Here is a 12,495-nt window from a genome sequence, read left to right as displayed (position 1 = left end):
TCAACTCGTCACCCGAACTCCTTGAACAAAAATATTCACTGAATCCACTGTTAACGATAATGTCTTTTTTAATGTATACATCACTTTGGATTGCACTTGGTACGCAACCTCGGAGATTTTTGTGCCGTAACCGACGATGACATACATATCGATATGTGTTTCATCACCAATTGTTCTCACGATGACTCCTTTTGCATAATTCTCTTTTCCAAGGATGTCTGTAAGCCCATCCCGGATCTGATGACGTGAAGCCATGCCGACAATTCCGTAGCATTCGATTGCCGCCTCTCCAACCACTTGGGCAATGACGTCATTCGTAATATCTATTTTACCGTAATCGTTTTTCAACTCAATTGACATGATAGCTTCCCCTCCTGCATCCTTTATAGCTTCCCCTATTGTACTATACACCAACATATTATTAAAGAAGAAGTAACCGCACACAAAAAATCTGTAAAGGAGTTTCCCTTGAAAGTACCCATAAAAAAGGTTGCAAGCCATTATTTCCTGTGATAAAGTATTATGGTATGCGAATTAGATAGTGAATCGCTTAATCATTATTAGCGAGGAGGTCATAAAAATGGCTAAAGAATGTGTTATTACTGGACGCAAAGCTCGTACAGGAAATGCTCGTTCACACGCAATGAACGCTAACAGACGTACTTGGGGTGCTAACCTTCAAAAAGTTCGTATTCTTGTTAACGGTAAACCAAAGCGTGTTTGGGTATCTGCAAGAGCACTTAAATCAGGTAAAGTTCAACGAGTATAATTTATTGTTGTGCTTTCCGACTATACGACTAAAAGAAATAAAACGCCAGGCCGATAAGTTCAGCCTGACGTTTTTTCTTTTTTCCTTTTTCGATTACGGTTACTTGCACTTGCAGATGCCTGGCTCTTCTGATTTCCATCTTTTTGGAAGACTACCATGCACTTTCGGACAAAACTACTGAGAAACTTTGGCATTGTAAATGTATATACTCTCAATTCCCCGGCTCCTTTCAGGAATCTGAACTTCTTACCATTAAGCATATGCCTTGCTGGAATGAGATAGTACAAACTTCTGCAATTGGTTCATTGCTTGTAAACTTTGTTATACCCATTTCCATTCGTGCATTCACCGTCTCATACTTAAAGCCAGTAAGGGAAATTCCCTCAACTGCTCCTCCAAAAGGAAAAAAGGATACAAAGGGTAAACCGTCAATTTTATTCACAAGATGCGTGCCCGCCTTTAAAACGGATAATTCATTGTTTGCATTTTTAACGATGAATGATACATCTTCATATTCAATCTGAAGCCGATAGAGTAAATGCAACGCCGATTCGAAATGATCGAGCCTTCCACCCGTCACACCTACAATGATAACCTCATCAGGTTGATAGGTAAGAGCACGTGTAACCGCCAATTCAGTATCCGTTTCATCTTTCTCAGCGTTGAATGCATCAACACGATCCACAGCTGATTGGATCATCGCAAATTCACTTTCGCTAACCGAATCGAAATCACCTACCGCCTCCGAAGGAACTATTCCACTTTCCAAGAGATGAAGAGAACCACGGTCCACTCCGATAAAAATAGTCCCTTCCCATTTCAAGGCAATTAAATCCGGTAATTCCTCGACTGGTCCACCGGCGCAAATAACAACCCTTTTCATTACTTCAGCACGCTTTCCCCTGCAGATTTGATTCTTTGTAATGCCTCTTCACGGTTCTCCGCATTGTAAATTGCAGAACCTGCTACAAAAATAGTAGCACCCGCTTCAGCACATGGAATGATTGTTTCCTCATTAATGCCGCCGTCGATTTCAATTTCAATGTTGAGTCCTTTTTCTTTAATGATATCGGCAAGCTGCTTCACTTTCGGAACAACCGAATGAATGAATTTCTGACCGCCAAAACCTGGGTTCACTGTCATGAACAAGACAAGGTCAACATCCTCCAAGATATGAAGAATATGCTCAATAGGTGTATGAGGATTAAGGACAACACCAGGTTTTACACCAAACGAACGGATCAGCTGAATCGTACGATGCAGATGCCTGCACGCCTCTACATGGACAGTGATATAATCTGCCCCGGCTTTTGCAAACTGTTCAATATATGTGTCAGGATTCTCAATCATGAGGTGAACATCAAGAGGAAGGTCGGTTACTGGTCGCAATGCCTCCACAACAATTGGGCCCATTGTAATGTTCGGAACGAAATGTCCGTCCATTACGTCAATATGGATCAGTTCAGCACCTGCTGCTTCCACTTCTTTAACTTCTTCGGCTAACCTTGAAAAATTTGCTGCTAGTATTGATGGTGCAATTTTAATCATTTTTCGGATACCTCGGCTTTCGGTCGATAATCTCTTGTAAAAACTGTACGTAATTATCGTATCTGGAGTTTAAAATTTCGCCGGTTTCGACCTTTGCTTTCACTTCACATTTAGGCTCTTTAAGATGTAAACAACCTCTAAATTTACAAAGATGCGCCACTTGCTCCATTTCAATAAAATAATTACGTAATTCTTCCTTTTCGATATGATCGAAGTCAAGCGAACTAAAACCTGGGGTGTCCGCAACAAGCCCACCAGCAACTTCCATTAGTTCGACATGACGAGTAGTATGTCTTCCCCTTCCCAATGCCTCTGAAATTTCTCCAGTTTTCAATAGCAAATCAGGGATCAACGTATTTAACAAAGTTGACTTTCCTACACCAGATTGACCCGCAAGGACAGTCGTCTTCCCTTCAAGAAAAGGATAAAGCAGGTCGTGCAAATTTGGATCGTCGATATACGTCTGAATGACGTCATACCCAATGCCTTCATAGTATTCTTTTGCGGCATTCGCCTGTAGAAGTTCAGTTTCGGACGCAATATCCTTTTTTGTCAGACAGATGATAGGTTTTATACCGACTGATTCAATTACAGTTAGAAATCTATCCAGTAAATGAAGGCTGAAATCAGGTTCAACGATAGAAAATACAAGCAATGCTTGATCGATATTTGCAATGGGCGGCCGAACAAGTTCATTTTTTCTCTTTTGAACTTCTGTAATCGTCGCATCATTATCGCCATCTTCTACAATTGTTACATTATCACCTACAAGGGGGGAGATCCCTCTATTTCTAAATACTCCCCTCCCCTTACACTGAATCAGATCTCCATTTTCCGTTTGCACATAATAAAAACCACTAATCGCTTTTCTAATTTGTCCTTGCGGCATCCAATCCCTCTTTCTTATTCTTCGATATCATCGTAATCAACCGTTACATCCTCTATGACTGTATCTCCTCTATAGATGATGTATCTTCCACGTTGACCTTCTTCAAGTTCAATCGTAATCTCTCTACGAGTATCTTCAATAATTGTAAATACTGCAACCGGGTCTGTCATGGAATGCTTATTATCCTGGATGTAGATTTTAACAGTCTGTGGTTCAGGCTCTGATTCTTCATCCTCATTATCTACAGTTGTAGATTCGTACGGAATATTCACTTGTCTTACATAAACTCTCACCGGTTTCTTCTCTTGACCTTTGGAACGTACAACACCTACCTTTGCACCGACGTGTAAATCGGTTCCAGCAGGAGGATCTTGTGAAATAATATTTCCTTCTGGAATTTCATCATGAAACTCCTCTTTTACAACACGAATATCGAATCCCGAGGATTTCGCATAAGCATCCACCTGATTCTTATCGAGATTTCTTAAGTCTTCAAGTTTAACCGTTTTCTTTCCTTGACTGACTTTGAATATGATATCCGTCTCCCCAGGAACGACATTTTCACCTTCAGCAGGAGTTTGCTCAAGAATTTGACCTTCCGGCTGGTCAGAATATACCGGATCAGCCGTAATTGACCTAAAATTAAATCCTTGCAAGAAATTATAGATTTCATCGTAATCCTTATTTGTAAAATCTGTCATTTCCATCGTTTCTTTACCTTTACTTACATATAGTGTGACTGGGGTGCCCAACTCACGCTTTTTTCCAGCTTCCGGTATTGTTTTGAAAACTTGACCGGCTTCGTATTCATCTGAGAAGTCCTCGACGATCCCTTCTACGACAAACCCGGATTCACTTATGAGATCCCTTGCTTCCGCCTCATCCAATCCCGCAACTTCAGGGATAAGGTCGTCTTTAGGACCTAATATAGAAGGCAGGAAAAGAGCAAATAATGCAATGGCAATTAGTGCTATTGAAACGCCTACGAAAACTGGCCATTTCTTTCTTTTCTTTTTCACAGGCGCTTTTGGTTCCGGAGCAACTGGTTCGATGATTTTAGTCGTGTCGTGATGATCCACTTTTGGTGGATCTGTGATAATCGGAATTACACGTGTTTTATCATCATCAAACGGTAATGTGAATTTTGTTTCATTCTGTCTTGTAGGGGAAAGTACAGTCAGTAAATCATCATACATTTCATCCGCTGATTGATATCTGTATGTAGCATCTTTCGCTGTTGCCTTTAAAATAACATTTTCAACACTTTGCGGGATGGTAGGAAACATATTTCGTACTGGAGGTGTTTCCTCTTGCAAATGTTTCAATGCGATTGCGACAGCTGTTTCAGCAGAAAATGGTAGTTCGCCAGTCAGTAATTCATAAAAGACGATTCCTAAAGAGTAAATATCTGATTTTTTAGTTGCCATGCCACCCCGTGCTTGTTCGGGGGATAAATAATGGACAGTTCCAATAACCGAGTTTGTTTTTGTATGTGCGGTCGCGTGCAAGGCCATCGCAATTCCAAAATCAGTTATTTTCACATCACCATCGGCATCCATTAATATATTTTGCGGCTTAATATCCCGATGAATAATTCCATTATGATGTGCATTAGCAATCGCAGAAACAAGTTGCTTCATAATATTGACGGCTTTTGCAACAGGTAATGGACCATTCGACTGAATGTATTTTTTCAACGTTTGACCTTCGATGTACTCCATTACGAAATAATGAAGCTCTCCTTCTTCATCAACATCATAAATATTTACAATATGTGGATGCGTCAAACTTGTTGCTGACATGGCTTCTCTTTGAAATCTTTTCTTTATATCTTGCTCGTTTGCGAAATCATAGTTAAGCACTTTAATTGCGACATCGCGACCTAAAATTATGTCATGCGCCAAATAGACCTTTGACATGCCTCCTTCGCCGATGCCTTTGATGACTTCGTAACGCCCACCAATTCGTTTTCCGATCATGATGATCTCACCTCCGAATCGGAGTATCCTAAAACAACAGAAATATTATCTTCGCCACCCATATCATTCGCCAATTTAACTAATTCTACCGCTTTGGCATGAAGATGCCCATCCAACGTGACGATTGAATGGATTTTTTCATTATCGACCTTATTGCTTAATCCATCTGTACAGATCAACAGATACGCATTTTCTTTAAGTTGAATATGATAAAAATCAGGAGTTATGGTTTTTTCCGATCCGACCGCTCGCATAATCCAATTCCGTTGAGGATGGGTAGCAGCTTCTTCTTCTGTTATTTCACCAGATTCAAGCAAGATATTGACGTAGGAATGATCTCTTGTAATTTGAATGATTTCTGATTCATTAATAATGTACACACGACTATCACCTACATGTGTCACTAATCCTTTATTTCCGTTAACAAGCACAGCATCAAGAGTTGTCCCCATACCCTTGTAGTTCTCATCGCTTTCTGCCAGTTCAAAAATAGTCCGGTTGATGAACAAAACCGTCTCTAAAAGCCATTCTTTCCAGTCCTCATCATCCATTTGTGCTGAATTGGATACTCCTTGAAACTTTTCTCCCAAAAGTTGAACTGCTGTTGCACTTGCATAGTCTCCACCCCGATGGCCTCCCATACCGTCTGCAACGACAGCAAGTGTCGGGCCATTCTGAATTGTGAAAACGGCTGCACTATCCTCGTTCACTGTACGCTTCTTCCCAATATCTGATAGCACTTCAAATCGCAACACTTGTCCCCCCTTAATCTTTAAACGTGCAGCAATTACTTTTTTCGAAATGCGGTTACAAAAAAGCCGTCACTTCCAAAATGTTGAGGTAAAACTTGCAACATATTATCTTTAATCGCCAATGATTCATTCTTTACGAATGAATCAAGCGGAACAGTAGTCATATCTGGATGTTTTTCAAGGAATTTATGGACTACCCCAACGTTCTCACTATATTCAACTGTGCAAGTGCTATAGACTATAATGCCACTTTTTTTCACTAAACCGTAAGCAGTATCGAGCAATTCCTCTTGGATTTTTGTCAAGTTTTCCAAGTCCTGCTCTGTTTTATTATATTTTATCTCCGGTTTACGTCGGATGACTCCTAAACCGCTGCATGGCGCATCAACCAAAATTCGATCGAAGGATGCAGGTTCGTAAATGGAATCCAATTGCCGACTATCTCCGCTGCTCAATCTGATTGACTCAATTCCAAGACGATTCGCATTGGATTCGATCAATGACAGTTTATGTTCATGTAGGTCATGTGCATAAACTTCCCCTTGATTATTCATCTTCTCTGCTATGAATGTTGTTTTCCCGCCTGGTGCGGCACACATGTCCAATACTTTCATATCCGGTTTCACGTCCAGAGCAATAACCGGCAACATTGAACTTTCATCTTGAATCGTTAATAGACCATTTGCAAAAGCAGCTGTATTCGCCAAACTACCGCTTGATGTATGGATACTTTCCGGCACGACTTCTCCCTTTTCTGCTTCAATGCCTTCTTTCGCCAATTCCCCAAGTACCTCGTCAACAGTCGTTTTCAATATATTGACTCGAGCCGTCATACGGGCAGGATGGTTATTCTCATGTGCCATCGCCAATGCTTCTTCTTGCCCAAATTGTTTAACCCAACGTTCGATCAACCATTTTGGGTGACTCGTTTCAATCGAAATTCGTTCAATATCATCTTTGATGTCTTCGATTGGTCGGACACCTTTCCGTAAGATGGAACGCAATATTCCATTCACAGTTGACGCTATGCCTTTATGGCCTCGTCTCTTCGCAATTTCTACTGCTTCATGGACAACTGCATGTGGCGGGATTTTAGTCAAATAGACAATTTGGTAAATCGATAGCCTTAATAGCTCCCTAACCCATGCATCTAATTTCCCTTTTACAAACGGCTCTAAATAGTAATCCAGCGTCATTCTATGTTGCAGAGTTCCATAGGTTAACTCAGTTAAAAGCCCACGGTCTTTCGCCTCAATTGCATATTTTTTAATCGTCCTATTTAGGAGAAGATTGCTATATGCTTGATTGTCGTGAATCTCCATCAAAATTGAAAGCGCTGCATCTCGAACATTTCCATTCCAAATCTTCTTTTTGGCTTTGTTTGTCATTCGAAATGGTCCCCTTCATTCCAATTGGCGCCTGCTCCATTCATGAATTCCTCAGCTGACATTCGTTTCTTTCCTGCAGGTTGCAACTCTGTTATTGCAATTGAAATGGAGTCGCCGGTTTTCACTACAAGTTTGTCTTTTAAACGTTTAATGATTGTACCCGGTGAAGCATCTGTGACGATGTCACTTTTTTCCGCTTTCCACACTTTCACGTTACCATCTTGGAAAACAGAATACGCTCCTGGCCAAGGATATAATCCACGGACTTGATTGAATAGATCATTGCCACCACGTGTCCAATCAATTCGTTCCTGTTCCCGTGTAATATTTCCTGCAAATGTTACGTATTTTTCATCCTGAGGAATTCGATCATTCGTATTAGACACAATTGAAGGTAATGTTTCCTTTAATAACTGTGTGCCAGCAACGGATAATTTTTCGAATAATGTACCTGTATTATCTTCTTCCAAAATCGGAATTCGTACTTGGGAAATGATGTCCCCCGCATCCAATTTCTCAACCATATACATAATCGTGACACCTGTTTCTGCTTCGCCATCCATAACAGCTTGGTGAATAGGTGCCCCTCCACGATACTTTGGTAATAGTGAGGCATGGACATTGATGCACCCAAGACGAGGCACATCGAGCAAGTCCTTCGGCAGGATTTGTCCATAAGCCGCAGTTACGATTAAATCTGGATTCATATTTTTAAGTTCTGTTAACTCAGCGGAATTTCTCAGTTTTTCGGGTTGCAAAACGGTTAAGCCAAGACGGTCTGCTTCCACCTTAACTGGGGGTGGTGTTAGTACCCGCTTTCTACCTACTGGCCGATCGGGTTGTGTAACAACGGCTGCAATGTCGTATCCTTCGTTATGCAGCATCGTTAATACAGGTACTGAGAAGTCGGGTGTCCCCATGAAAACGATTTTCGTCATTCTTCTTCATCCTCTCCCTCAACATCTTCAAATTCACTCGGATCAACGATTCGTTTGATTTTCGAGTCGAAAAGAATACCGTCCAAATGATCGATTTCATGAAGAATCGCTCTCGCTTCATAGTCTTCTGCCTCAAGTTCATACAACGAACCATTACGTTCCTGTGCTTCCACCCGAACGAAGTAAGGACGTTCAACTTCCCCATAAAGGCCTGGAAAACTTAGGCATCCTTCTACATCCGTTTCGGAACCGCCGATTGCGGTGACGACGGGATTGATCATTTCAATAACTTCTTGCCCTTCACCTAAGTCGACAATGGCAACCCGGACAAGTTCACCTACTTGAGGTGCTGCAATTCCAACACCATCTGCAGCTACCATCGTTTCGTACATATCATCTAATAATTTTGCAAGCTTATCATCAAACTTGTCCACTTCCTTGCAGCGTTGTGTAAGCAACGGTGAAGGGCTTTTCACAATTTCAAGTATCGCCAAGTCTATTCCTCTTTTCAAGATGTAGATCTGTATCGAATTTCTGTTAAAAAATAGAGGCCGGGTCCATGTCAACTGTCATGAGCAGCCCTTCCTTCATCCAGTTTGTCCGATACATTTTTATCAATTGCTGTAGTGTTTCAATCAGTTTTGGCTCTATTTTGTATTTTATCAAACATTGGTACCGATATCTATTGTTCACGCGACTGATAGCTGCTGCGGCTGGACCGATAATGACTGTTTCAAGTGAAAGTGAATTTTTCATATACCTTGTGCCTTTTTCAGCAAAATCCGCTACCTTCAATAGGTCTTCATGGGAAAATTGGATAAGCGTTATATAATAGAAAGGAGGATATCCATATTGTTTCCTTGACGACATTTCCAAATTGTAAAACGTTTCGTAGTGCTGTGTCTTTGCAAGTTCGATTGCGTAATGTTCTGGTGAGTACGTTTGAATGATTACTTCTCCCGCCAACTCATGACGTCCCGCACGTCCACTCACTTGTGTCATCAATTGGAATGTCTTTTCGGCAGCCCTGAAGTCGGCCAAATGCAAAGTAGTATCCGCAGCAAGTACGCCGACCAATGTAATATTAGGAAAATCCAATCCTTTGGCAATCATCTGGGTTCCTAACAGAATATCGGCCTTCCCTTCGCTGAATTGACGAAGAAGGCGTTCATGTGCACCCTTCTGACGGGTCGTATCCACATCCATCCGAAGCACTCTTGCCTCTGGAAAAAGCCTATAAATTTCTTCTTCGGCTTTCTGTGTTCCTGTCCCGAAGAAGCGGATATGTTCACTTTCGCATTCTGGACAAACGAGTGGCACATATTCCTCATGGCCACAATAATGGCATTTCAATCGCTCATTCGCCCGATGATATGTCAATGAAATATCGCAATTCGGACATTGAACAACTGTCCCGCAATCCCTGCATAATACAAAGGAGGAAAATCCTCTTTTATTAAGGAATAGGACGATTTGCTCCTTCCTTTCAAGCCGCTGATGAATTGCTTCCGCGAGACCCACAGAAAACATTGAGCGATTCCCTTCTTTCAGTTCATCCCGCATATCGACAACCGTAACTGACGGCAAGGGTTGGTTTTTCGCTCTTTTGGATAACTCAAGAAGTGTATACACACCTTTTTTGGCCCTTGCAAAAGATTCCAATGAAGGGGTTGCACTCCCAAGGATAACCGGACAACCGTAAAATTCGGATCGCCAAATTGCGACGTCTCTCGCATGATAGCGGGGAGTATCCTCCTGTTTGTACGTGGATTCATGTTCTTCATCAAGAATAATGATCCCAACGTTTTCAAAAGGAGCAAAGATGGCAGACCTCGCCCCAACGACTACTTTCACCTCGCGACGATGGATCTTACGCCATTCATCGTATTTTTCACCAGCCGATAAGCCGCTATGCATGACGGCTACAAGACTTCCGAATCTTTCTTGGAAACGGGCCGTCATTTGCGGAGTCAAAGAAATTTCAGGAACGAGGACGATTGCTTCCTTCCCTTTTTCTAATACATGCTTGATAGCCTGTAGGTATACTTCGGTTTTCCCACTACCCGTTACCCCATGCAATAAAAAAGTTTCCGCTTTCCCCCCATCCGATGCGCTATTAACAGCATGTAATGCCACTTGTTGCTCCATTGTAAGCTGGATTGGAATCGAGGTATCTTTTAAGTTCGGTGCTTCAGGTTCACGATAAACTTCTGCGACCCCTTCAATCCCTCCACCTTTTTCAACGACCGATTTCAAGACAGAGTTCTGAACACCTGAGTCCTTCAAAAGTTTTGAAACCTCCATTGTCTCACCAGCATGTTCCAACATCCACGTTATCAATTCTGTCTGCTTCTTTGCATTTGGATGAACTGATTTCAATAAATTACTTAAAGTTGCAGAATCCGTAATTTGGACTGTCCTTACTTTTTTCATTTTAGTCTGTTGGCTAACTACGGTATCAACAGAAACAATGCCTTTTAACGCATAGTCCTTGACAACTTTTAACAAAGGAGAATCATGAAGCTGTTTTAAAGGAATCCTTGTCCTCCCTTTCAAAAAGTCAGAAAGACTCGGATCTTCAATTTCATCAGGTTGCTCTATATTTATAAACTTCTCGTACTTTGCACGCATTGCCGCCGGTAGCATGACTTGTAACGCATCGATTTCATAAGAAAGTGTTTCTCTGGCCATCTTTTTTGAAAGTGATAAAAGTTCCGGAGATATGATAGGCTCCAAATCGATTAACTCATCAATTGGTTTTAATTTATCTTCATCAACATCACTTTCCGCTTTCAACCCTGTGACATACCCAAGGACTTTACGAGGTCCGAAAGGGACTTTGACACGTGATCCGATTTCCATAACCGATACAAGGTGTTTCGGAACCCTATAATCGAATGGTCGATCAATCGGATAGGCTGATACATCTACAATGATTTCAGCGATCATCTGAAATTGACCCTTCTTCAGACATAATTGTTTCCAGCAGAAGTTTTGCAAGTTGTTTCTTTTCCATTGCTTCGAATGGATACTGATTTCCCTTGCCCGTCAATAGCGTGACGACATTCGTATCATTTCCGAACCCACCATTAGGATCCGTTACATCGTTGACAATGATGTAATCCAAATTCTTATTCGCAAGCTTTGACATGCCGTATGAAACCGCATCATTTGTTTCTGCCGCGAAACCGACAAGGATTTGCTCATTCTTGTGTTCACCAAGTGTTTTAAGAATATCTGTTGTGCGCTCCAGCTCAATCGAAGAATCCCCATCTTTTTTCTTCATCTTTTGTGTATGCTGCTCTTTCGGTCGATAATCTGCGACAGCTGCCGACTTAATAACCATCGATGCATCATCGAAATTCGCAAGGACCGCCTTAAGCATTTCGGCAGCACTTTCCACTTGTACAAACTCGACACCGGTTGGTACCGGCAAATCAACAGGTCCTGAAATTAATACTGTTTTCGCACCTAAGGATACAGCCGCTTCAGCCATTGCATATCCCATTTTCCCGCTTGAAAAATTGGTAATATATCGTACAGGGTCTATTCGTTCTCTTGTAGGACCCGCAGTCACGACAACTTTTTTACCTGCCAACGGCAATTCCTTAGTAGATTTCATAAACCTTTCTTTTATCAGTTCCACAATTCTTTCCGGTTCTTCAAGTCTACCTTTCCCGACATAACCACATGCAAGAAAACCTTCAGATGGTTCAATGAAACGGAATCCATCTTCATGCAGTTGCTGAATGTTACGGACAACGGCTTTGTTTTCGTACATATGAACATTCATTGCCGGTGCGATCCAAACTTCAGAAGTTGTTGCAAGTAAGGTTGAAGTCACCATATCATCTGCTATGCCGTTAGCGATTTTCCCGATTGTATTTGCAGTTGCAGGCGCAACAATGATAAGGTCCGCCCAAGCCGCAAGGTCAATATGGGCGATCACTCGGGAGTCCTTTTCGTCAAACGTATCGTAATAGACATCATTCCGTGACATAACTTGGAATGTAAGCGGTTGTACAAATTCCATAGCTGAAGCGGTCATGATTACTTTCACTTCTGCCCCTGCCTGGGATAGTTTACTAACTAACGCTACGGCTTTATAGACAGCAATTCCACCGGTGACGCATATAAGAATTTTTTTATTCAACAAACATCTCACCCTTTTTCAGTTAAAATGACAAACTCCCTAAGAAAGTTTGTTTCCAAGGGAGTTATTAGAGCTTATT

General features: G+C 41.6%; 12 protein-coding genes. 1 reads left to right on the top strand and 11 read right to left on the bottom strand.

From position 1 onward, the window contains the following. Nucleotides 1-360, bottom strand: coding sequence for an Asp23/Gls24 family envelope stress response protein (locus NSQ43_RS09525; protein WP_339249629.1), 360 nt, complete (start codon nucleotides 358-360; stop codon nucleotides 1-3). Between the two features lie 220 nt (nucleotides 361-580). Between NSQ43_RS09525 and rpmB the strand changes: the two genes are divergently transcribed. After that, on the top strand, nucleotides 581-769 hold the full coding sequence (rpmB, locus tag NSQ43_RS09520; protein ID WP_060209036.1) for a 50S ribosomal protein L28: 189 nt from the start codon (nucleotides 581-583) through the stop codon (nucleotides 767-769). Nucleotides 770-998: 229 nt separating this feature from the next. Here rpmB and NSQ43_RS09515 read toward each other — a convergent pair whose 3' ends face one another. From NSQ43_RS09515 to coaBC, 10 genes are read right to left on the bottom strand one after another with little or no spacing between them, the layout of a single operon-like run. Beyond that, nucleotides 999-1,652, bottom strand: coding sequence for a thiamine diphosphokinase (locus tag NSQ43_RS09515; protein ID WP_339249628.1), 654 nt, complete (start codon nucleotides 1,650-1,652; stop codon nucleotides 999-1,001). Further along, nucleotides 1,652-2,317 carry a ribulose-phosphate 3-epimerase gene (gene rpe / locus NSQ43_RS09510; RefSeq protein WP_339249627.1) on the bottom strand — a complete coding sequence of 222 codons (666 nt, stop codon included), beginning with the start codon at nucleotides 2,315-2,317 and terminating at the stop codon, nucleotides 1,652-1,654. The genes NSQ43_RS09515 and rpe overlap by 1 nt, the downstream gene beginning before the upstream one ends. Continuing rightward, on the bottom strand, nucleotides 2,310-3,206 hold the full coding sequence (gene rsgA / locus NSQ43_RS09505) for a ribosome small subunit-dependent GTPase A (protein WP_339249625.1): 897 nt from the start codon (nucleotides 3,204-3,206) through the stop codon (nucleotides 2,310-2,312). Before rsgA ends, rpe begins: the two co-directional genes overlap by 8 nt. Before the next feature lie 14 nt (nucleotides 3,207-3,220). After that, a complete protein-coding gene (pknB, locus tag NSQ43_RS09500) occupies nucleotides 3,221-5,185 on the bottom strand; it encodes a Stk1 family PASTA domain-containing Ser/Thr kinase (protein ID WP_339249623.1) in 1,965 nt (654 codons plus the stop codon). Then, nucleotides 5,182-5,940 (bottom strand): Stp1/IreP family PP2C-type Ser/Thr phosphatase, encoded by a 759-nt coding sequence (locus NSQ43_RS09495; RefSeq protein WP_339249621.1) that lies wholly within the window; start codon nucleotides 5,938-5,940, stop codon nucleotides 5,182-5,184. The genes pknB and NSQ43_RS09495 overlap by 4 nt, the downstream gene beginning before the upstream one ends. A 32-nt stretch (nucleotides 5,941-5,972) precedes the next feature. Beyond that, nucleotides 5,973-7,325, bottom strand: coding sequence for a 16S rRNA (cytosine(967)-C(5))-methyltransferase RsmB (gene rsmB / locus NSQ43_RS09490; RefSeq protein WP_339249619.1), 1,353 nt, complete (start codon nucleotides 7,323-7,325; stop codon nucleotides 5,973-5,975). Next, nucleotides 7,322-8,263: a methionyl-tRNA formyltransferase gene (fmt, locus tag NSQ43_RS09485; protein ID WP_339249617.1), complete on the bottom strand. Its 942-nt coding sequence runs from the start codon at nucleotides 8,261-8,263 to the stop codon at nucleotides 7,322-7,324. The genes rsmB and fmt overlap by 4 nt, the downstream gene beginning before the upstream one ends. Then, entirely contained in the window at nucleotides 8,260-8,757 is a 498-nt protein-coding gene (gene def / locus NSQ43_RS09480) for a peptide deformylase (RefSeq protein WP_339249614.1), read from the bottom strand. Before def ends, fmt begins: the two co-directional genes overlap by 4 nt. 43 nt (nucleotides 8,758-8,800) lie before the next feature. Then, a complete protein-coding gene (priA, locus tag NSQ43_RS09475; protein ID WP_339249612.1) occupies nucleotides 8,801-11,212 on the bottom strand; it encodes a primosomal protein N' in 2,412 nt (803 codons plus the stop codon). Then, nucleotides 11,202-12,419: a bifunctional phosphopantothenoylcysteine decarboxylase/phosphopantothenate--cysteine ligase CoaBC gene (gene coaBC / locus NSQ43_RS09470; protein ID WP_339249610.1), complete on the bottom strand. Its 1,218-nt coding sequence runs from the start codon at nucleotides 12,417-12,419 to the stop codon at nucleotides 11,202-11,204. Before coaBC ends, priA begins: the two co-directional genes overlap by 11 nt. Nucleotides 12,420-12,495: the final 76 nt, after the last annotated feature.

The sequence above is a fragment of the Sporosarcina sp. FSL W8-0480 genome, assembly GCF_037963765.1.
GTDB lineage: Bacteria > Bacillota > Bacilli > Bacillales_A > Planococcaceae > Sporosarcina.
Note: the sequence above shows the minus strand (reverse complement) of the source record. Positions and strands in the feature narration are given on the sequence as shown.